Source organism: Pseudomonas sp. SWRI179, assembly GCF_014268705.1.
GTDB classification, from domain to species: Bacteria; Pseudomonadota; Gammaproteobacteria; order Pseudomonadales; family Pseudomonadaceae; genus Aquipseudomonas; species Aquipseudomonas zanjanensis.
Genome location: NZ_JABWRA010000027.1, coordinates 1 through 20,095, shown reverse-complemented (window position 1 = coordinate 20,095; position 20,095 = coordinate 1). Strand labels below are relative to the sequence as shown.

The window sequence follows — 20,095 nt, the reverse complement described above, 5'->3', positions numbered from 1 at the left end:
GGTAGCCTCTAGCAAGTAACACCCTGAAGCCCGCTTAGTTGCGGGCTTTTGGCGTTTTAGGGTTCGGCACCTCCTTGTAGTCGGTCCTCGCCAGCACGCGGTCGGCTTCCAGATCCTTCTATTTCTGGATCAGCACTTTGTCACTGACGTGATGAGACTTGAAAGGCCCGCGTCATTGCCAGCCAAACACAAAACCGTGGCGAGGGAGCTTGCTCCCGCTGGGGTGCGAAGCGCCCCCAATCCAAGCGGGTAGGGTCAACCTGACACACCGCCGATGAGGGTTTGGGGCTGCTGCGCAGCCCAGCGGGAGCAAGCTCCCTCGCCATAGGATAGAGGCGATTCCAAGCGGTCTGTGCCCATCTGCTACGCACCAATTCCCCATCGTTGTTCCTCGCTTGTCCGTCGCTCTCAGCCATCAATGGCACCTGACGGCTCAGTCACCTTTCGCTACGATTCCCCGCCTCATCGAGCACCGAGAAGTGCTTATCATCGGACGGCGAAGCCCTGCGGGAATTTCGCCGGCACGCCTTGCGAAACGCTGTCGCGTGCCAAGTATTGCGCGTCGTACCCCCTGTATCCATGCTGCGACCGGGCAAACGTGACCCCGCTGGGCAGAGCGTCGTTTGAAAGAAAGAGCTAGGTTGTCATTTGACAACCTGGCTGATCATGCGAATACTGGAGATCACGGATGATTCGTCCAACGCACCCGAAGAAAGAAATCGAAGAAACGCTTAGGTATGCCGAAGGGCAGGGGTGGCGCGTAGACGCTGGTGGCAGTCACGCTTGGGGGCGGGTTTATTGCCCGTACAAAGACGCGGAATGCCGCTGTGGCGAATTCTGTATCACATCGATATGGAGCACGCCGAAGAGTCCTGGCAACCACGCGCGAGCATTGCGACGCGTCGTGGACAATTGCACTGCGCATCGCAATCGGCGCGACGCTGATGGCGATGCTGAGGAATAGAACAATGGAATATATTTTTACCTTGAAATATCAGCTTGCTAACGATGGCTGTGCCATGGATGAACTGGTGGAGCGGCTGGGAGAAGCGGGCTGCGACGATGCTCTGGTCGGCATCGGGCAACCGGGCCGGCTGGCGCTTGAGTTCACCCGCGAGGCGCCTGATGCGGTCAAGGCGGTGCTTAGCGCTCTGGCCGACGTCCATCGCGCAGTGCCGTCGGCCAAATTGATCGAGGTCGCGCCTGATTTGGTCGGACTGACCGATGTCGCGGAGATCGTAGGCGTGTCTCGGCAGAATATGCGCAAGCTGATGTTGGCTCATCCGAGCAGCTTCCCGACGCCGGTGCACGAGGGGAGTGCTTCTATCTGGCATTTGGCGGACGTGCTGACCTGGCTGCAGGCCAAGGGCAGCTATTCGCTTACCCAGAATGTGTTGGATGTGGCTCAGGTGGCGTTGCAGGTCAACGTTGCGAAAGAAGGCCGACGGTTACCTGGCATGGCTTGCGAAGAGTTGGACGCTTTGGTTGGGTGACAGACATCTCAGCCTCTCCTCTGTTCGACGAGCCGGTTGTCAGGAGTAATCGTTTTTGTGCGCGGCTCTTTTTATCTAATCGTTTTTTTACAACCATAACCGTTACCTACAAGATCAGGTGCACGACATCATTTCTGGAATGCCCGTGCTGCAACAGTTCAGGGTATGAGTCGAAATCGCTGTTGCCGTCTCGCGGGTGTTTGAGGAGGACGGCGGAGCGTGTGCTGCTGTGATCGATCGATATCGGCCGGGAAAACCTGTCGACCGCTGAAGTCCTTCAGGCTTAGGTATTAGAGAACTGTGAACGAATCAAATCCATGTGAACCCGTATCCACACGCCTTTTTTGCGTTCACCGCCGCGCCACATCCGAAAAATAAAACTTATCCAGCGTATGCCGCGACTCGGTGTACTCGAACTGCCGGCCATCCTGGAGAAAGGTCTGGTTACTCACCACGATGACATGGCTCTGGCCTTCGAGGTCCAGGTGCTGCTGGTCGTCCTTGCCGCAGCGGACCGCTTCGATGGTGCGATGGGCGTAGGCGATTTGCAGTTGCAGGGTCTGTTCGATGAAGGCGTAGATCGACTGCACGGCAATGTCGCGGGTCAGGCCGGGGATAACGTCGCTGACGAAATGGTTGATGTCCAGGATCACGCGCTTGCCGTCGATTCGCCGGACCCGCTTGATGCGGGTGACTTGGCTGCCGGCGGGGGCCTTGATGTGCTCGAGCAGCGCGCCTTCCAACGGTAACTGGCTGAACTCGACCACTTCGGTACTGACGTCATTGCCCAGGCGCGGGTAGGTCTCCTGGAAACTGACGATGCCGCCGAGCTGGAATTCGATGGGCTGGGTGGACAGCACGAAGGTGCCCTTGCCATGGATTTTCTGGGCGAAGCCGCGCTCCTGAAGTTGTTCGATGGCCTTGCGCACCGTGCCACGACTGGCCTGATAACTGTCCATCAGTTCGGTTTCGGAGGGCAGGCGAGCGCCTCGCTCCAGGCGTTCGGTGGTAATGCTGGTCAGCAGATCGTTGTAGATCTGGTTGTATTTACTCATGGGGAGGGCTCTGTACCGCGCTGTTCACCGGGGCGGAACCTTACGGGCCAAGTGGGGGATTTGTCCATTCGGCTGTCATTCTTTGACGACAGGAGCGTAGGACGTTTCCGGGACAGTCGGGGGCTCATCATAAACAAAAACATAACTCGTCTGTACGAGTTGTTGATTTAACTCGTACAGACGAGTACTTTCTCTTCCACGTGCTGTCGACTATTCAATAACAAGAATGACGCGGAAGAAAAAAGCATGAGCCACGATTACTCCAGAATCGCCAGCGAGCTGCTGCACAGCTTGGGTGGCGTCGACAATATCGAGCAGGCCGCCCACTGCGTGACGCGCCTGCGCCTGTCCCTCAAGGACGCGACCCGGGTGGACAGCGCCACGCTGAACCAGATCGACCTGGTCAAGGGCTCCTTTTTCACCGGTGGCCTGTTCCAGGTGGTCATTGGCCCCGGCGAGGTGGAAAAGGTCTACGCGGCCCTGCGCGAGCTGACGGGCCTGGCCGCCGCGACCATCGCCGACGTCAAGCGCCAGGGCGCGCAGAAAGGCAACGGTATGCAGCGCCTGGTGCGGGTGCTCTCCGATGTGTTCATGCCCATCCTGCCCGCCCTGGTGATTGCTGGCCTGCTGATGGGCGTCAACAACCTGCTGGGCGCCAAGGGCATGTTCATTGCCGGGCAGACGTTGCTCGATGCCTATCCGAACCTGGACGGCGTCTGGAGCCTGATCAATCTCATGGCCAACACCTCCTTCGTCTTTCTCCCGGCCTTGGTGGGCTGGTCGGCGGCCAAGCGTTTCGGCGGCAGCGAGATCCTTGGCATCGTGCTGGGCCTGATGCTCGTTCACCCGGACCTGCTCAACGCCTGGAACTACGGCAAGGCCGTGGCGGGATTGGACGGCCAGAGCCTGCCGTATTTCGATATCTTCGGCTGGTTCCGGATCGAGAAAGTCGGCTACCAGGGGCAGATCCTGCCGATCCTGCTGGCGGCCTATGTCATGAGCGTGATCGAGAGATGGTTGCGGGCCAGGGTGCCCAACGCCATCCAACTGCTGGTAATCCCCATCACCACCATCGTGATCACCGGGGTGCTGGCCCTCGCCATCATCGGTCCGGTCACCCGCCACCTGGGCATCCTGATCACCGAAGGCATGGTGGCGCTGTTCGACCTGGCACCGATGATTGGCGGGGCGATCTTCGGCCTGCTCTATGCGCCGCTGGTGGTGACCGGCATGCACCACATGTTCCTGGCGGTGGACCTGCAATTGATCTCGACCCAGGGCGGCACCTTCATCTGGCCGATGATCGTCATGTCCAACCTGGCCCAGGGCAGCGCGGCGCTGGCGGTGTTCTACATGACCCGCAATGCGCGGGACAAGAGCATGGCGTCCACCTCGGCGATTTCCGCTTATTTCGGCATCACCGAACCGGCAATGTTCGGGGTCAACCTGCGCTACAAATTCCCCTTCTATTGCGCCCTGACCGGCTCGGCCCTGGGTTGCATTTTCCTGTCACTGAACAAGATCAAGGCCTCGGCGATTGGCGTCGGAGGCCTGCCGGGATTCATTTCCATCGTGCCTGACTACATACCGATGTTCGTGGTCGGCATGGTCATCGCCATGAGCGTGCCCTTTGCCCTGACCTGTGCGTTGAGCATGAAGATCGTCCGGCCGGGGTATCGGGTGGCCTGACCCTGTGGGCGGGCTTGCCCGCGATGAGGCCCGCAAGGCCAGTACCAAACAGACTGAAGGAATTGCACATGCAAGACTGGCAACGCTCGGTGATCTACCAGATATATCCCAAGAGTTTCTACAGCCATGGCGGCCAGGCCACTGGTGATTTGCTGGGGGTGGTGGACAAGCTCGACTACTTGCAGTGGCTGGGTGTGGATTACCTGTGGCTGACGCCGTTCCTGCGTTCGCCGCAACGGGACAACGGCTACGACATCAGCGACTACTACGCCATCGACCCCAGCTACGGCACCATGGCCGATTGCGAATTGTTGATCACCGAGGCGCGCAAGCGCGGTATCAAGCTGATGCTCGACATCGTGGTCAATCACACCTCCATCGAGCACCCCTGGTTCCAGGCCGCCCGCAGCAGCCTCGACAACCCGTACCGCGATTTTTATATCTGGCGGGACCAGCCGAACACCTGGGAGTCCAAGTTCGGTGGCTCGGCCTGGGAATACGAAGCGCAGACCGGACAGTATTACCTGCACCTGTTCGACCATACCCAGGCCGACTTGAATTGGGACAACCCCCAGGTCCGCGCCGAAGTGTTCAAGATGATGCGTTTCTGGCGGGACAAGGGCGTGGGGGGCTTCCGTCTCGATGTGATCAACCTGATTTCCAAGCCGGCCGACTTTCCTGACGACCACACCGACGGCCGGCGTTTCTATACCGACGGTCCCAATGTGCATCGCTACTTGCAGGAAATGCACCGGGAAGTCTTCGAGGGTTTCGACCTGATCAACGTTGGCGAGATGTCGTCCACTAGCCTCGAGCACTGTGTTCGTTATTCGTGCCCGGCCTCCTGTGAACTGTCGATGACCTTCAATTTCCATCACCTGAAGGTGGACTATCCGAACCTGCAAAAGTGGGTGCGGGCCGACTTCGATTTTCTCGAGCTCAAACGCATCCTGTCCGACTGGCAGGTCGGCATGCAGGCCGGTGACGGCTGGAATGCGCTGTTCTGGTGTAACCATGACCAGCCGCGAGTGGTGTCGCGGTTCGGTGACGACGGTGAGTACCGCGTGCCTTCGGCGAAGATGCTCGCCACGGCGTTGCAGTTTCTCCAGGGCACGCCATTCGTGTACCAGGGCGAGGAGCTGGGCATGACCAATCCGGGTTTCGATCACATCGAGCAATACCGCGATGTGGAAACCCTGAATATCTATCGCCTCAAGCGCAACGCCGGAGTCCCCGAAGCCGAGGCCATGGCGCCAATCATGCAGAAGTCCCGTGACAACGGGCGCACGCCAATGCAATGGAGCGCTGGGCCGAACGCGGGGTTCAGTCGGGTCGAACCCTGGATTGGCGTGCCTGCCAACGCCGCGTTCATCAACGTCGAGCAACAACAAAAAGACGCGACCTCGGTGCTGCATTACTACCGCGAGCTGATCGCCCTGCGTCGCAGCGAAGCCTTGATCCAGGACGGCGTCTATCGCCTGCTGTTGCCTGAGCATCCACGCGTGTGGGCGTACCTGCGCGAAGGGCAGGGTGAGCGCCTGCTGGTGGTCAGCCATTTTTATGGCGGCGACTGCGAGGTGGAGCTGCCCGAAGGGATCCTCACCCAAGAGACGAAACAACGCTGGGTGATTGGCAACTACGAAGCGGCTGAACACCGATACCGACGGCTGCGCCTGCGGCCCTACGAGTCGTTCGTGCTGCACCTGAGCGACTGAATAAAAAACTTCCCTTGACCCAGGCAATGCCTGACAGCGAACACGTTGCGCCAGACGCATCGTGGGCCCCTTGTCGCCGGCCAAACGGCAAACAAGGGGGGAAGTCATGGAGCAAACAACAATAAGAAACAATGGAGAGGCGTATGAAAACAATAATAAACCGTGGCCTGGCCGCGTCCTGTATCTGCCTGGCGCTGCCGTTACCGGTTCAGGCGCTGGAGTTTTCCGGTTATTTGCGCAGTGGCGTCGGCAGCGCGACCAATGGCCGTTCCCAATCCTGTTTCCAATTGCCTGGGGCGCAGACCAAATATCGGTTGGGCAACGAGTGCGAGCAGTACGGGGAATTGGAGCTGCGCCAGGATCTGTTCACCCTCGACGATGGCTCGGTGTTGAGCGTGGACGGCATGGCGTCGCTGTACAACCGCTACGACCGCACGCCGACCTTCCAGGGTGAAAACGGCGCGGCGCGCATGCCGCAGATGTATGCCCAATGGTCGAATATGCCCAGCCTGAACGGCGGGTCGTTGTGGGCCGGCCGGCGGTATTACAAACGCAACGACATCCATATTTCGGATTTCTACTACTGGAACCAGAGCGCCACCGGTGGCGGGATCGAGGACGTGCTGATCGGCGGGTTGAAATACAGCTACGCCTTCTCGCGCAAGGACAACCTCTACCAGAAAGACCCGGTCAACCGGCATGACTTCAACGTCGCCGGTTTCAGGACCAACCCCGGCGGCGAGCTGGAATTTGGCCTGAGCTTCATCGACCGGGCGAACCGTCGTGACGCCCACCGCGGTTGGGCCCTGACCGCCCAGCATGTGCAACAGGACTTCCTGGGTGGCAAGAATAAACTGGCCTTGCAATACGGCGAGGGCCCCGGCACCGGGCTGGGTTATACCGGCGATACCGGGCTGGACGACAGCAACAAGAGCTATCGTCTGGTGGAGTTTTTCGATTGGCAGGTCACGCCGCGTTTCGGCGGGCAGGTGCAGGCGGTGTACCAGAAGGACATCCGCCCCGATGGTGCCGACCAGGACTGGCTGTCGTTGGGAGTTCGCCCGGCGTACGCCATCACCGATCAGTTCAAGCTGGTGGCCGAACTGGGCCACGACCAGGTGCAGGCCAACGATGGAACACGCAAGCTGAGCAAATTCACCTTTGCCCCCACCTGGTCGCCCAAGGGCCCGGAATTCTGGGCGCGCCCGGAAATACGGCTCTATTACACCTACGCCAGTTGGAACGCGGCGGCCCAGCGTGCAGCCAATGAGTTGGCGGCCGGCTCGGCGCTGTCCGACACCGGTGCGTTTGGTGGGGCGCGGCATGGTTCCAACGTGGGCCTGCAGGTCGAATATTGGTGGAAATGACCCGTGCAGGCGCGGGTCGCTGATCGGCGTGCCCGCAATGCGAAAAAGAACAGACAGCAGCAGGTGAAGTCATGAACACAACGCAATCCTTGCAATTGCTCGCACCGCTGTCCGGGGTCTTGATGCCTTTGGACAGCGTGCCGGATCCGGTTTTCTCCAGCCGTGTGGTGGGGGATGGCATTTGTATCGATCCGACCTCGCAAACCCTTTGCGCGCCGCTGTCCGGTGTCGTCGGCACGCTCCAGGACAGCGCCCATGCGGTGAGTATCACCGCTGACAACGGTGTCCAGGTGTTGATGCATATCGGCCTGGACACGGTCAACCTGGCGGGCAAGGGGTTCACCTCGCGGGTGACCATGGGGCAACGGGTCGAGGCCGGTCAGCCGCTGATCGATTTCGATGCCGACTACATCGCCTTGCACGCGCGCAGTCTGTTGACGCTGATGCTGGTGGTCAGTGGCGAACCCTTCAGCCTGCTCGTGGACGAGGCCACTGGCATCGAGAGCGGCGCGCCGCTGTTGCAGGTGCGCCAAGGTGAGCAAGGGGCGCTCGATGAGGCGCAGCCGGGCACGGTGCTGTTTTCCCGGCGGCTGGTCGTGCCCAATGAAAGTGGCCTGCACGCCCGTCCCGCCGCGGTGTTCGCCCAGGCGGCCAAGGGCTTCGACGCCCATATCCAACTGCATAAGCAGCAAGCCAGCGCCAACGCCAAATCCCTGGTGGCGATCATGGCGTTGCAGACGGCCAAGGGCGACAGTGTGCAGATCAGCGCCGCCGGTGCCCAGGCTGGGCAGGCCGTCGAAGCGCTGGAACAATTGCTGCTGTCAGGGTGCGGCGAAACAGTGCAAGCGCCGCTAACACTGGAGCCGATCACTGCCGTCGAACCGTCGATGCCCAGCCGGCTGCGGGGTGTCTGCGCATCGCCCGGCTCGGCGTTTGGTGAAGTGGTCCAGATCGCTTCCCAGGTGTTGGACATCGAGGCGGCGGGCGTCGGCATCGAGGCCGAGCAGGCGGCCCTGGATCAAGCACTGGAGCAGGCGACGCAAGCCTTGAAAGCGTTACAGGGCGAGGCGGCAGGCAGCGTCCAGGCGCAGATTTTTCGTGCCCATCAAGAATTGCTCGAAGACCCCACCTTGCTGGAGCAGGCCCAAGCCTTGATCGCCGAGGGCAAGAGCGCGGCATTCGCCTGGAAAACCGCCACCGAGGCAAGCGCCGCGCTGTTCCTGCAATTGGGCAGCGCTTTGCTGGCCGAGCGCGCAACGGACCTGGCCGATGTCGGGCAGCGGGTACTCAAATTGATCCTGGGCGTGCAGGACAACGCCTGGAACCTGCCCGAACAGGCGATTCTGGTGGCCGAGCAACTGACGCCCTCCCAGACCGCCAGCCTCGACACCTCACGCATCGCCGGGTTTGTCACCGTGGGTGGCGGCGCCACCAGCCATGTCGCGATCCTGGCTCGTGCGCTGGGCCTGCCCTCGTTGTGTGGCGTGGCGCAAGACGTATTGGCCCTGGAGAACGGCACTCGGGTACTGCTGGACGCTGATAGCGGTGAACTGCACGTGAACCCGGATCAGGCCTTGATCGAGCAACGCCAGGTCGCGGCTGAGCAGCAGCGCCAGCGACATCAGCGAGACCTGGAGCAGTCGGCCCTGGCGGCTCGTACCCTGGACGGCCATCGAGTCGAGGTCAGTGCCAATGTCGGGTCGCTGCGAGACGTGGAGCAGGCCATGGCCCTTGGAGGCGAAGGTGTGGGACTGTTGCGCTCCGAACTGCTCTACCTGGATCGCGCCCACCCACCTGGCCACGACGAGCAAGCGACCCTGTACAGCGCCGTCGCCCGGGTTCTCGGACCTGAGCGCAACCTGGTGGTTCGCACCCTCGACGTGGGTGGGGACAAGCCGCTTGCTTACGTGCCGATGGCGCATGAGGCCAATCCATTCCTGGGCATGCGCGGCATTCGCTTGTGCCTGGAGCGACCCCAGTTATTGCGCGAACAATTCCGGGCAATCCTCGCCTGTTCGGGGCTGGCACGGCTGCACATCATGCTGCCCATGGTCACGCACCTGGCGGAGCTGCGCCTGGCGCGGCAAATGCTGGATGAAGAGGTCCGTCAGTTGGGACTCACGCAGGCGCCGAAGCTGGGCATCATGATCGAAGTGCCGGCGGCGGCGCTGATGGCCGATCTGTTTGCCCCTGAAGTGGATTTCTTTTCCATCGGCACCAACGACCTGACCCAATACACCCTGGCCATGGACCGTGACCATCCACGTTTGGCCAGCCAGGCCGACAGCCTGCATCCCTCGGTGTTGCGCCTGATCGCCCGTACCGCCGAGGCCGCTCGCGCCCATGGCAAATGGGTCGGGGTGTGTGGCGCGCTGGCCTCGGAACCCCTGGCGGTGCCGCTGTTGTTGGGGTTGGGCGTGGACGAGTTGTCAGTCAGTGTGCCGCTGATTCCGGCGATCAAGGCCTGCGTGCGTGAATGGAACCTGAGCGAGTGCCGAACGCTGGCCCAAGAGGCCTTGGGCCAGGAAAGCGCCGAGCAGGTGCGTGACCTCCTGCGTATTCACTCATCCACGGCCACCCCGGCCACCCTGGCCATGGAGCATTGAACATGTTCGACAAACTACAACAGACCTTCTGGAAAGCCTTGACCCCGGACCTGGTCCCGGAAGAACCCAAGCGGCCGGCAACGGTTGACGGGCTGGCGCCGGCCCTCATTGCTGCGTTGGGCGGCGCGGAAAACCTCAAGTCCCATCAACCTGTGGCGTTGACGCGACTGCGGGTGGAACTGTGGGATGTGGCACGGATCGATCGGGCCGGGTTGAGCGGCGCGGGTGTGGCGGCGGTAATGACGCTGAACAACGGCGTAGTGCACCTGATCACCGGCTTGCAAGGCTGACTGTAGAGGGGCTGCTGCGCAGTCCAGCGGGAGCAAGCTCCCTCGCCACAAGAGCGTGTTTCGGCGTGGGGGGCGTTCGTAGTTTTGCGGTAATGGAATTCTGAAGGTTCGCCTCACCGCTCCCGCCACCGCAAAACCGTGGCGAGGGAGCTTGCTCCCGCTGGGGGCGAAGCGCTGAGCGCTCGATTCATTCATCTGTCGGGAAATGACCACTACACGTTTTTTTCATCTTGGTTTCCTTACCGTTTCTCATCTGCGGGTGTATCGTATTCGCCTTTTGCGGGCCCAACGGTTCGCGCGGATTCAATAGGTGGTTGCGTTCATGTCCTTTACCCGTCGCCAAATACTCGGTGGCCTGGCCGGTCTTGTTGTCGTTGGTGTGGGTGCAGGCGGCGCGTCACGGTACTGGTTGGGCAAAAGGACGGATGCCGAGGCCGGTCACGACTATGAATTGATCGCCGCGCCCTTGGATGTGGAACTGGTGGCCGGGCACAAGACCCAGGCCTGGGCGTTTGGCCCTTCGGCGCCGGGTACCGAGCTGCGGGTGCGCCAGGGCGAATGGTTGCGGGTTCGTTTCATCAACCATCTGCCGGTCGCCACCACCATCCATTGGCACGGGATTCGTTTGCCGCTGGAGATGGACGGCGTGCCCTATGTCTCGCAACTGCCGGTGCTGCCGGGCGAGTACTTCGATTACAAATTCCGTGTGCCGGACGCCGGCAGCTATTGGTATCACCCCCACGTCAACAGCAGCGAAGAACTCGGGCGTGGGCTGGTGGGGCCGTTGATCATCGAAGAGCGCGAGCCCACCGGTTTCAAATACGAGCAGACCCTGAGCCTCAAGAGCTGGCATGTGGATGAGCAGGGCGAGTTCGTCGCGTTCAGCATTCCCCGCGAGGCGGCCCGTGGCGGCACGGCCGGGCGGCTGTCGACTATCAACGGCGTGCCGCAAGCGGTGATTGACCTGCCGGCCGGGCAGATCACCCGGGTGCGTTTGCTCAACCTTGATAACACCCTGACTTACCGCATCAACATTCCCGGTGTTGAAGCGCAGATCTATGCGCTGGATGGCAACCCCATCGAACCGCGCCCGTTGGGCAAGGAATACTGGCTGGGGCCAGGCATGCGCATTTGCCTGGCGATCAAGGCACCGCCGGCTGGCGAGGCGTTATCGCTGCGCAACGGCCCGGTGCGCCTGGGGACGCTGCGTTCGGTGTCCAACAATGACGCGCCGGCGCCATGGCCGCCAGCATTGCCGCCCAACCCGGTGGCCGAGCCGGACCTGGCCAATGCCGAGAAACTCAACTTCAATTTCGAATGGGTCGGCTCGGTGTCGGTGAATGTCGACAACGGCAAACCGCCAAGCCTGTGGCAAATCAACGGCAAGGCTTGGGACATCACCGACAAGACCTGCGCCGACCGGCCGATCGCCACGCTGAAGAAAGGCCAGAGCTACATTTTCGAATTGAAGAATATGACCCAGTACCAGCACCCGATCCATTTGCACGGCATGAGCTTCAAGGTGATTGCGTCGAACCGGCACAAGGTCGTGCCGTATTTCACTGACACCTACTTGCTGGGCAAGAACGAGCGGGCGCAGGTGGCGCTGGTGGCGGATAATCCGGGCGTGTGGATGTTCCACTGCCATGTGATCGATCACATGGAAACCGGCCTGATGGCCGCCATCGAGGTGGCGTGATGCGCCAGATTCGCCCCGCCAAGATCATCGACCGCAGCCGTGACCAGGACTTCATGCGCGAAGCGCTGGCCCTTGCCGCACAAGGCGCCGCCCTGGGCGAAGTGCCGGTGGGCGCAGTGCTGGTGCAGGACGGTGAAATCATTGGGCGCGGCTTCAACTGCCCGATCAGTGGTCACGACCCCAGCGCCCACGCCGAAATGGTCGCGATCCGCGCCGCCGCCCAGGCCGTGAGCAACTATCGTCTGCCCGGCAGCACGCTGTACGTGACGCTGGAACCGTGCAGCATGTGCGCCGGCTTGATCGTCCATTCACGCATCGCCCGGGTCGTCTATGGCGCCTTGGAGCCCAAGGCCGGCATCGTGCAGAGCCAGGGGCAGTTCTTCAGCCAGGGCTTCCTGAACCATCGGGTGCTGTTCGAGGGCGGGGTGTTGGCTGAGGAGTGCAGTACGGTGCTTAGCGAGTTCTTCAAGGCCCGAAGAGCCAAATCGCAAGGTTGAACACATACCCTTGTGGCGAGGGAGCTTGCTCCCGCTGGGCTGCGCAGCAGCCCCAAACCATTCAACACAGTGCATCAGGAAAAATCGGTTGGCAGCTTTTACGACTGCTGCGCAGCCGAGCGGGAGCAAGCTCCCTCGCCACAATGATTGGCAGCCCTTAAGTGAGCAGGCTGTTCTCCCACAGGGGCTCGGGCGATTTATTTACGCGCCACAATCACCGCCCGCATCGGCGCTGGCAGCCCTTCGATGGTCTTGCTGTGGTCGGCGGGGTCGAGGAAGTCGCTCAGGGACTGATATTTCATCCACTCGGTGCTGCGCTGTTCTTCCACGGTCGTCAGGCTCACGTCCACGCAACGCACATCGCTGAACCCGGCGCGGCGCAGCCAGCGTTCCAGGGCCGGGACCGACGGCAGGAACCACACGTTGCGCATCTGCGCATAGCGGTCTTCGGGCACCAGCACCTGATGTTCGTCGCCTTCGATCACCAAGGTTTCCAGCACCAGTTCACCGCCCTTGACCAGGCAATCCTTCAAGGCCAGCAAGTGTTCAATCGGCGAGCGGCGGTGGTAGAACACGCCCATGGAGAACACGGTGTCGAAGCCTTCCAGTTCCGCTGGCAGGGCCTCGAAGGGGAACGGCAGATGCCAGGCGTTGGGCTGCGACAGGTAGCGCTGCACCGCCTGGAACTGGCAGAAGAACAGCCAGTTGGGGTCGACGCCGATCACCGTGTCGGCCCCGGCGCCGAGCATGCGCCACATGTAGTAGCCATTGCCGCAGCCCACATCGAGGATGCGCTTGCCCTTGAGATCCAAGTGCGGCGCCACCCGCGACCACTTCCAGTCCGAGCGCCATTCGGTGTCCACGTGCACGCCGAACAGGTCGAACGGCCCTTTGCGCCAGGGTGACAGGCCCATCAGCGCGGTACGCATTTGCCCACGGGTTTCGTCGGAGCAATCAGCGTCGAGCGTCAGGCCGTTCAGCAGGTCGACGGTGGTGGGTTGCAAGACCGGCAGCGCATCGAGGGCGCTTTGCCAGCGCTCCAGGTCGCCGTGGCCCTTTTCCATCTTGCTGTCGAGTTGCGTCTGCAGCGTCGCGGCCCAATCGGCCAGGGGTGTGCCGGCCAGATGGCGGGCGAGGGGGGACAGATCGATCATGGCAGGGCAATCAACGAGGCGAAGTTAAGACACTGGAACCACGGCACGACTTTCGAGAACCCGGCCGCCAAGAGGCGCTCGCGGTGTTCTTCGAGGCTGTCGGGCTTCATGACGTTTTCGATGGCGCTGCGTTTCTGGGCAATTTCCAGCTCGCTGTAGCCGTTGGCGCGCTTGAACGCCACGTGCAGGTCGGTGAGCAGGGCGTGTTCCTCGGCGTCGTTGAAGCGTAGCTTTTCCGAGAGGATCAGGGCGCCGCCTGGCAGCAGGGACTGGCGAATGCGGCTCAACAGTGCTGTGCGTTGGTCCGGCGCGATGAATTGCAGGGTGAAATTCAGCGCCACCACCGAGGCCGGCTGGAACGCCAGGGCGAGGATGTCGCCTTCGATCACTTCCACCGGCAGCAGCTCTTGGAACATCGAGTCCTGGCCGTTGAGGTATTCACGGCAGCGTTCGACCATCGCCGCCGAGTTATCCACCGCGATCACCCGGCAACCGTCGGTGCGCACATGACGGCGCAGGGCCTGGGTCACGGCGCCCAGGGACGAGCCAAGGTCGTAGAGCACGCTATTGGGCTGGGCGAATTGCGCGGCGAGCACGCCGAGGTTTTCGACGATGGTCGGGTAACCCGGCACGGAACGCTTGATCATGTCCGGGAACACCCGCACCACGTCCTCGTTGAAGGCGAAGTCCGGCACTTGGGCCAGGGGTTGGGCGAATAGACGGTCGGGGTCTTTGCTCACGGCGGTTCCAGCGGCATGGGTGGTGAAAAGGCCGGCATTTTAACCAAAAAACCTGTGGGAGCGAGCTTTGTGGGGGCAAGGCCTGGGGGAGCAAGGCTGTGTGGGAGCAAGGCCTGTGGGAGCAAGGCTTGCCCGCGATGAACGATAATGCGGTCTTGCTATAGACCGCGGTGCCTTTATCGCGGGCAAGCCTTGCTCCCACAGAGCTCTGCTACCACATTAATCTTTGTTCAGTGCTGCTTTTGCGGGAACGCCGACGCGGTAATGCCCCATTGGCCCAGCCAGTAACTGATGATGATCAGGTAAGGCGCGGCATGGAAGGGCTGCACGAACCGGTTGATGCCGATCAGGCTGTCGGAAAACACAAAGGCCAGGGCCCCGGCGGCGGCTAGCCAGGCCGAACGCTTGGGTACATCGGTGCCCAATCTTGCCAACGCTCGCCAGAGCATGGCGCTGATGGCCAAACCATAAACCACCACCGGCACCAGTAACGGCCCGAGACCGCTCGACACCAGGATCCCCAACAGCACCGCGCCGATGCCCAAGGCCAGGGCCAACGGCCGCAGTGCCGGACGGCGACAGTCGCTGAGGTAGGCTTTCAGGTAGGCCAGGTGCGCCAGCAGAAACGCGCCGAGGCCGAACACGAACAGATCCCCCGGCCAGGCCAGCAGCACATCGCCCACCAGGGAAAAAATCAGCCCGAGGCTGATCCAGCGTCGATAGTCGCCCGGCTGCGCATCGTGCAGCCAGCCGAGCAGGGCCAGCACCGGCATGGGCTTGACCAGCAGGCACAGCAGCGTGGCATGCATGGCCAGGCCGTACAGGTAGGTGGCCGCACCCATCAGTGCGAGGATCAGCCAACCCACGGTCAGTTCACCGCAATGGCGCAGTCAAAGGTTTCCACCGGCGGCACTTCCGGCGCCCAAGGCTGTTGATAAGTCAGGCGCAAGCGCCCGGTACCGGCGTTGAACGCCTGGAAGCGCCAGGTCGAGACACCGGCGGCGCCAACGATGCCGGCGTCTTCCGGGTTGCGATAGACCTCCGGCCCCAAACCTTTCAACACGCCTCCCGCTGAATCCTGGATCGCCCAGCGATAACCGGTGCTGGGGTTGCTGGGCAGGCTCAGGATCAGGTTCTGTCCGTTGTTGAGCCTGACCGGGCACTGGCTCAGTTTTTCCACGGTCACGTTGTGGCTGGTTTGCGTGGCGCAGGCGCTCAGCAGCGCGAGGCTGAGGGGGACGAGCAGGCGAGTGAGGGACATAAGGGTAACGGCTCCGGCGTTTACGACGAACGGCGAGCATAACCGAAGATGCTACTGGGTGTGTCAGATGGGCATGTGTCGTTGCTGATGCCGCCTTCGCGAGCAAGCCCGCTCCCACATTAGGTATTGGTGTGGATCACAAGTTTTGTGAACGACACAAATTCCACTGTGGGAGCGGGCTTGCTCGCGAAGGCGGTAACGCAGGCGCTACATAACTATCAGAACAACACCTTCGCCACATCCGCAAACCGCTTGGCAAAGTGCACCGTCACACCTTCCTTGAGGTAGTCCGGCAGTTCTTCGAAGTTGCCCCGGTTGGCTTCCGGCAGGATCAGTTCGTTGATCTTTTGCCGGCGCGCCGCGATGACTTTCTCACGCACGCCACCAATGGGCAGGACATGCCCGGTGAGGGTCAGTTCGCCGGTCATGGCCACGCCTTTTTTCGGCGGCTGGTTGCGAGCCAGGGACAGCAAGGCGCTGGCCATGGTGACGCCGGCGCTCGGGCCGTCCTTGGGCGTGGCGCCTTCCGGCACATGCAGGTGAACGAAGGCCTCGTCGAAGAACTTCGGATCGCCGCCAAATTGCTTCAGGTGCGAACTGACGTAGCTGTGGGCGATTTCCGCCGACTCCTTCATCACCTCGCCCAGTTGCCCGGTCAGCTTGAAGCCGCGATTGAGGGTGTGGATGCGCGTCGCTTCGATCGGCAAGGTCGCGCCGCCCATGCTGGTCCAGGCCAGGCCGGTGATCACCCCGACGCCAGACAGTACCTGTTCGTTGCGGAACACCGGCTTGCCCAGGGACGTCTCAAGATCCTTCGGCCCGAGCTTGATCACCGCTTTTGGCTCTTCGATCAGCTTCATCACCGCCTTGCGCACCAGTTTGCCCAGCTGTTTCTCCAACTGTCGCACCCCGGCCTCGCGGGCGTAACCGTCGATCAAGGCCTTGAGGGCGCTGTCGTTGATGCTCAGGCTGCCCTTGGACACGCCGGCCTTGGCCAGTTGCTTGGGCCACAGGTGGCGCTTGGCGATGGCGACTTTTTCTTCGGTGATGTAGCCCGACAGGCGGATCACTTCCATCCGGTCCAGCAGCGGCCCGGGGATCGAGTCCAGGGTGTTGGCGGTGCACACGAAGAGCACTTTCGACAGGTCCAGGCGCAGGTCCAGATAGTGGTCGAGGAATTCGACGTTCTGTTCCGGGTCGAGGGTCTCGAGCAAGGCCGAAGCCGGGTCGCCCTGGTAGCTCTGGCCCATCTTGTCGATTTCGTCGAGCATGATCACCGGGTTCATCACTTCGACATCCTTGAGGGCCTGCACCAGCTTGCCCGGCTGGGCACCGATGTAGGTGCGCCGATGGCCCTTGATCTCGGCTTCATCGCGCATGCCGCCGACACTGAAGCGGTAGAACGGCCGGCCCAGGGATTCGGCGATGGACTTGCCGACACTGGTCTTGCCCACGCCCGGTGGGCCCACCAGCAGCACGATGGAACCGCTGATCTCGCCTTTATAGGCACCGACGGCGAGGAATTCGAGGATGCGGTCCTTGATGTCGTCCAGGCCGGCGTGGTGCTGGTCGAGCACCTTGCGCGCATGCTTGAGGTCGAGTTTGTCCTGGCCATACACGCCCCACGGCACCGACGTCGCCCAATCCAGGTAATTGCGGGTGACGGCGTATTCCGGCGAGCCGGTTTCCAGGATCGAGAGTTTGTTCATCTCCTCTTCGATACGCTTTTGCGCCTGGGCCGACAACACTTTGCCTTCCAGCCGCTGCTCGAACTGCTCGAGGTCGGCGCTGCGGTCGTCCTTGGTCAGCCCCAGTTCCTGCTGGATGACCTTGAGCTGCTCCTTGAGGAAGAACTGGCGCTGATGTTCGCCGATCTTGTTATTGACCTCGGCGGAAATCTCTTTCTGCAACCGCGCCACTTCGACTTCCTTGCGCAGCATTGGCAGCACTTTTTCCATGCGCTTGAGCATGGGCACGCAGTCGAGCACTTCCTGCAGCTCATTGCCGGTGGCGGAGGTGAGCGCGGCGGCAAAGTCGGTGAGTGGCGAAGGATCGTTGGGGCTGAAGCGGTTGAGGTAGTTCTTCAGCTCTTCGCTGTACAGCGGATTGAGCGGCAGCAGTTCCTTGATCGCATTGATCAGCGCCATGCCGTAGGCCTTGACCTCGTCGGTCGGCTCGCTCGGCTGGTGCGGGTATTCGACCTCCACCAGATACGGTGGGCGATGGTGCTTGAGCCAGGTGCGGATGCGCACGCGGGTCAGGCCCTGGGCGACAAACTGCAATTTGCCGGCTTCCCGGCTGGCGTGGTGCACCTTCACCAGCGTGCCGTACAGCGGCAGCTTCGAGGTGTCGAAATGACGCGGGTCTTCCTGGGGCGTGTCCATGAAAAACAACGCCAGGGAATGATGTTCGGACTTGGCCACCAGCTCCAGGGTCTCGGCCCACGGTTCTTCGTTGACGATGACCGGCAGCACCTGGGCCGGGAAGAAGGGGCGATTGTGGATGGGGATGATGTAGACCTTGTCCGGCAGGTTCTGGCCGGGCAGGGCCAGGCCGGTACCGGAGGAGGTGTGTTCGACGTGTTCGGAGTCAGCGTATTCGTGAGTGGCTTCAGTAGAGTGCTGGTCGCTCATGGGGCACCTGCGCAATGGGGTATGGGTCTTAGATGGGGCAGGTGGGGGGTGGTTTCAATGGTGGGGGATTGTTAACGGTTATTTCATGGCGGGCGTCGGTCCGTAGGAGCTGTCGAGCGAAGCGAGGCTGCGATCTTTCCCCTGACGCTTGGATTCCAAGCGAAAGATCAAAAGATCGTCCGAACGCGGCCCGAGCCTGCGGCAGCTCCTACGGGAGGCGCGTCAGGCGACCCGATTCAAGTCGTTATGACGAGTTTCCTTCAAGCACAACACCGCGATGACGCTGAGCAGCGCGGCCGCTGAAACATAGCCTCCGACATAGCTCAAGCCGCCCATCGCCACCAGTTTCTGGGCGAAGAATGGCGCGGCCGAGGCGCCGACGATGCCGCCCAGGTTGTAGGCTGCCGAGGCGCCGGTGTAGCGCACATGAGTCGGAAACAGTTCCGGCAGCAAGGCACCCATGGGGGCGAAGGTCACCCCCATCAGGAACAGCTCGATGCACAGGAACAACGCCACGCCGCCCGTGGAACCGTGGGTCAGCAAGGGTTCCATGAGGAATCCCGAGGCAATCGCCAGCAGGCCGCCAATGATCAGGATCGGTTTGCGGCCGTAGCGGTCGCTGGCCCAGGCGGACAACGGGGTCGCAGCGGCCATGAACAGCACGGCAAAGCACAACAGGCCCAGGAATGTTTCGCGACTGTAGCCGAGGGTGGACACGCCGTAGCTCAGGGAGAATACCGTCGAGATGTAGAACAGCGCGTAACACACCACCATCGCCGCCGCGCCCAGCAGCGTTGGCGCCCAATACTGGCTGAACAGCTCGACCAGCGGCACCTTGACTCGCTCCTGGCGGGCCACGGCATTGGCGAACACCGGGGTTTCGTGGAGCTTGAGGCGCACGTAGAGGCCGACGATCACCAGCACGGCGCTGAGCAGGAACGGAATTCGCCAGCCCCAGGAGCGGAATTGCTCGTCGTCCAGGCTCATGGCCAGGGTCAGGAACAAGCCGTTGGCCGCCAGGAAGCCGATGGAGGGCCCCAGTTGGGGGAACATGCCGAACCAGGCACGCTTGCCTTTAGGGGCGTTCTCGGTGGCAAGCAGCGCCGCGCCGCCCCATTCGCCGCCCAACCCCAGGCCTTGGCCGAAACGCAGCACGCACAGGAGGATCGGTGCCCAGGCGCCAATACTGGCATAGCCGGGCAACACGCCGATGAGCGTGGTGCACACGCCCATCAGCAGCAAGGACGCCACCAATGTGGACTTGCGCCCGATCCGGTCGCCGAAATGGCCGAACAGCGCCGAACCCAGCGGACGGGCGAGGAAGGCGATGCCGAACGTCAGGAAGGACGACAGCATCTGTGCCGTGCCTGAGGTTTGCGGAAAGAACACTGGCCCGATCACCAAGGCCGCAGCCGTGGCGTAGACGTAGAAATCGTAGAACTCGATGGCGGTGCCGATGAAGCTCGCGGTCGCCACGCGGGTGGCCGAGTTGGTCGGCTGGGCAGTCACTGCCTCGTTGCAGGTAGCGGTCGTCATGCGGTTATCCCTGACAGTCATATGCTCCGTTGGAGCGAATTATTATGGTCGAACCCCCAGGGATGTGGGCGGGTATCCCGTCGCTGTTTCGGGTAGGAACAGTCCCAGGGTTGCTGCGGATCTTGCCGATGGTCTGGCCGGAACCAGCCAAGTGCGGGGTAGGCACGGGGTTCGGGCGGGGCTGGGTAAGCGGGTTGAGTATAGGAAGGGGGGTAATGAATCAACAAGTGAGCCCGTACACAATATTGAAGGGTGCGCTGAGCTTTTTTGTGGCGAGGGAGCTTGCTCCCGCTGGGCTGCGAAGCGGCCCTGAAACCATATCACTCGGTGTATCAGGTAAGTTGGGGGCTGCTTTTGGGG

The 20,095-nt window shown here is 61.9% G+C and carries 16 protein-coding genes and 1 pseudogene; 9 read left to right on the top strand and 8 right to left on the bottom strand.

The annotated features are described in order from the left end of the window. Positions 1 to 64 precede the first annotated feature (64 nt). Positions 65 to 148 (bottom strand): annotated as a pseudogene (locus tag HU767_RS29200) (transcriptional regulator); the annotation flags it as partial. Positions 149 to 688: 540 nt separating this feature from the next. Between HU767_RS29200 and HU767_RS28855 the strand changes: the two are divergent. Together HU767_RS28855 and HU767_RS16455 are read left to right on the top strand one after the other, a co-directional pair. Next, complete coding sequence (locus tag HU767_RS28855) at positions 689 to 964, top strand: hypothetical protein (protein ID WP_225917536.1); 276 nt, start codon at positions 689 to 691, stop codon at positions 962 to 964. Positions 965 to 968: 4 nt separating this feature from the next. Then, the gene (locus HU767_RS16455) at positions 969 to 1,493 is read left to right on the top strand and encodes a DNA-binding protein (RefSeq protein WP_186705423.1); all 525 of its coding nucleotides are present in this window, start codon (positions 969 to 971) and stop codon (positions 1,491 to 1,493) included. 350 nt (positions 1,494 to 1,843) lie between these two features. On the opposite strand, the gene treR is transcribed toward HU767_RS16455, so the two are convergent. Continuing rightward, the gene (treR, locus tag HU767_RS16450) at positions 1,844 to 2,548 is read right to left on the bottom strand and encodes a trehalose operon repressor (protein WP_186729996.1); all 705 of its coding nucleotides are present in this window, start codon (positions 2,546 to 2,548) and stop codon (positions 1,844 to 1,846) included. Positions 2,549 to 2,794: 246 nt separating this feature from the next. On the opposite strand from treR, the gene treP reads away from it, so the two are divergent. From treP to tadA, 7 genes are all read left to right on the top strand, one after another. Further along, positions 2,795 to 4,237, top strand: a complete 1,443-nt coding sequence (gene treP, locus HU767_RS16445) for a PTS system trehalose-specific EIIBC component (RefSeq protein ID WP_186729995.1) — start codon at positions 2,795 to 2,797, stop codon at positions 4,235 to 4,237. A gap of 68 nt (positions 4,238 to 4,305) precedes the next feature. Continuing rightward, positions 4,306 to 5,952: an alpha,alpha-phosphotrehalase gene (gene treC / locus HU767_RS16440; protein ID WP_186729994.1), complete on the top strand. Its 1,647-nt coding sequence runs from the start codon at positions 4,306 to 4,308 to the stop codon at positions 5,950 to 5,952. A gap of 143 nt (positions 5,953 to 6,095) precedes the next feature. Further along, on the top strand, positions 6,096 to 7,319 hold the full coding sequence (locus tag HU767_RS16435) for a carbohydrate porin (protein WP_186705427.1): 1,224 nt from the start codon (positions 6,096 to 6,098) through the stop codon (positions 7,317 to 7,319). A 71-nt stretch (positions 7,320 to 7,390) separates the two neighbouring features. Then, a complete protein-coding gene (ptsP, locus tag HU767_RS16430; protein WP_186729993.1) occupies positions 7,391 to 9,925 on the top strand; it encodes a phosphoenolpyruvate--protein phosphotransferase in 2,535 nt (844 codons plus the stop codon). 2 nt (positions 9,926 to 9,927) lie between these two features. After that, entirely contained in the window at positions 9,928 to 10,215 is a 288-nt protein-coding gene (locus tag HU767_RS16425; protein ID WP_186705429.1) for a PTS transporter subunit EIIB, read from the top strand. A 322-nt stretch (positions 10,216 to 10,537) separates the two neighbouring features. Then, positions 10,538 to 11,914, top strand: coding sequence for a multicopper oxidase family protein (locus tag HU767_RS16420; protein ID WP_186729992.1), 1,377 nt, complete (start codon positions 10,538 to 10,540; stop codon positions 11,912 to 11,914). Next, on the top strand, positions 11,914 to 12,411 hold the full coding sequence (gene tadA, locus HU767_RS16415) for a tRNA adenosine(34) deaminase TadA (protein WP_186705431.1): 498 nt from the start codon (positions 11,914 to 11,916) through the stop codon (positions 12,409 to 12,411). Before HU767_RS16420 ends, tadA begins: the two co-directional genes overlap by 1 nt. Before the next feature lie 197 nt (positions 12,412 to 12,608). Here tadA and cmoB read toward each other — a convergent pair whose 3' ends face one another. The 6 genes from cmoB to HU767_RS16385 all read right to left on the bottom strand — a co-directional run bounded on the left by cmoB (position 12,609) and on the right by HU767_RS16385 (position 19,735). Then, the gene (cmoB, locus tag HU767_RS16410) at positions 12,609 to 13,565 is read right to left on the bottom strand and encodes a tRNA 5-methoxyuridine(34)/uridine 5-oxyacetic acid(34) synthase CmoB (protein ID WP_186705432.1); all 957 of its coding nucleotides are present in this window, start codon (positions 13,563 to 13,565) and stop codon (positions 12,609 to 12,611) included. Then, a complete protein-coding gene (gene cmoA, locus HU767_RS16405; RefSeq protein ID WP_053118678.1) occupies positions 13,562 to 14,305 on the bottom strand; it encodes a carboxy-S-adenosyl-L-methionine synthase CmoA in 744 nt (247 codons plus the stop codon). The genes cmoB and cmoA overlap by 4 nt, the downstream gene beginning before the upstream one ends. A 230-nt stretch (positions 14,306 to 14,535) precedes the next feature. Then, positions 14,536 to 15,171, bottom strand: coding sequence for a lysoplasmalogenase (locus HU767_RS16400; RefSeq protein ID WP_186705433.1), 636 nt, complete (start codon positions 15,169 to 15,171; stop codon positions 14,536 to 14,538). A gap of 2 nt (positions 15,172 to 15,173) precedes the next feature. Next, on the bottom strand, positions 15,174 to 15,566 hold the full coding sequence (locus HU767_RS16395; RefSeq protein WP_186705434.1) for a protease inhibitor I42 family protein: 393 nt from the start codon (positions 15,564 to 15,566) through the stop codon (positions 15,174 to 15,176). 218 nt (positions 15,567 to 15,784) lie between these two features. Then, on the bottom strand, positions 15,785 to 18,199 hold the full coding sequence (gene lon, locus HU767_RS16390) for an endopeptidase La (RefSeq protein WP_238349486.1): 2,415 nt from the start codon (positions 18,197 to 18,199) through the stop codon (positions 15,785 to 15,787). A 222-nt stretch (positions 18,200 to 18,421) separates the two neighbouring features. Continuing rightward, the gene (locus HU767_RS16385) at positions 18,422 to 19,735 is read right to left on the bottom strand and encodes an MFS transporter (RefSeq protein WP_186705435.1); all 1,314 of its coding nucleotides are present in this window, start codon (positions 19,733 to 19,735) and stop codon (positions 18,422 to 18,424) included. Positions 19,736 to 20,095: the final 360 nt, after the last annotated feature.

Coding starts and splice junctions, on each gene's coding strand:
- HU767_RS28855 (WP_225917536.1), top strand. CDS start 689: ATGATTCGTCCAACGCACCCGAAGAAAGAAATCGAAGAAACGCTTAGG.
- HU767_RS16455 (WP_186705423.1), top strand. CDS start 969: ATGGAATATATTTTTACCTTGAAATATCAGCTTGCTAACGATGGCTGT.
- treR (WP_186729996.1), bottom strand. CDS start 2,548: ATGAGTAAATACAACCAGATCTACAACGATCTGCTGACCAGCATTACC.
- treP (WP_186729995.1), top strand. CDS start 2,795: ATGAGCCACGATTACTCCAGAATCGCCAGCGAGCTGCTGCACAGCTTG.
- treC (WP_186729994.1), top strand. CDS start 4,306: ATGCAAGACTGGCAACGCTCGGTGATCTACCAGATATATCCCAAGAGT.
- HU767_RS16435 (WP_186705427.1), top strand. CDS start 6,096: ATGAAAACAATAATAAACCGTGGCCTGGCCGCGTCCTGTATCTGCCTG.
- ptsP (WP_186729993.1), top strand. CDS start 7,391: ATGAACACAACGCAATCCTTGCAATTGCTCGCACCGCTGTCCGGGGTC.
- HU767_RS16425 (WP_186705429.1), top strand. CDS start 9,928: ATGTTCGACAAACTACAACAGACCTTCTGGAAAGCCTTGACCCCGGAC.
- HU767_RS16420 (WP_186729992.1), top strand. CDS start 10,538: ATGTCCTTTACCCGTCGCCAAATACTCGGTGGCCTGGCCGGTCTTGTT.
- tadA (WP_186705431.1), top strand. CDS start 11,914: ATGCGCCAGATTCGCCCCGCCAAGATCATCGACCGCAGCCGTGACCAG.
- cmoB (WP_186705432.1), bottom strand. CDS start 13,565: ATGATCGATCTGTCCCCCCTCGCCCGCCATCTGGCCGGCACACCCCTG.
- HU767_RS16395 (WP_186705434.1), bottom strand. CDS start 15,566: ATGTCCCTCACTCGCCTGCTCGTCCCCCTCAGCCTCGCGCTGCTGAGC.
- lon (WP_238349486.1), bottom strand. CDS start 18,199: ATGAGCGACCAGCACTCTACTGAAGCCACTCACGAATACGCTGACTCC.
- HU767_RS16385 (WP_186705435.1), bottom strand. CDS start 19,735: ATGACGACCGCTACCTGCAACGAGGCAGTGACTGCCCAGCCGACCAAC.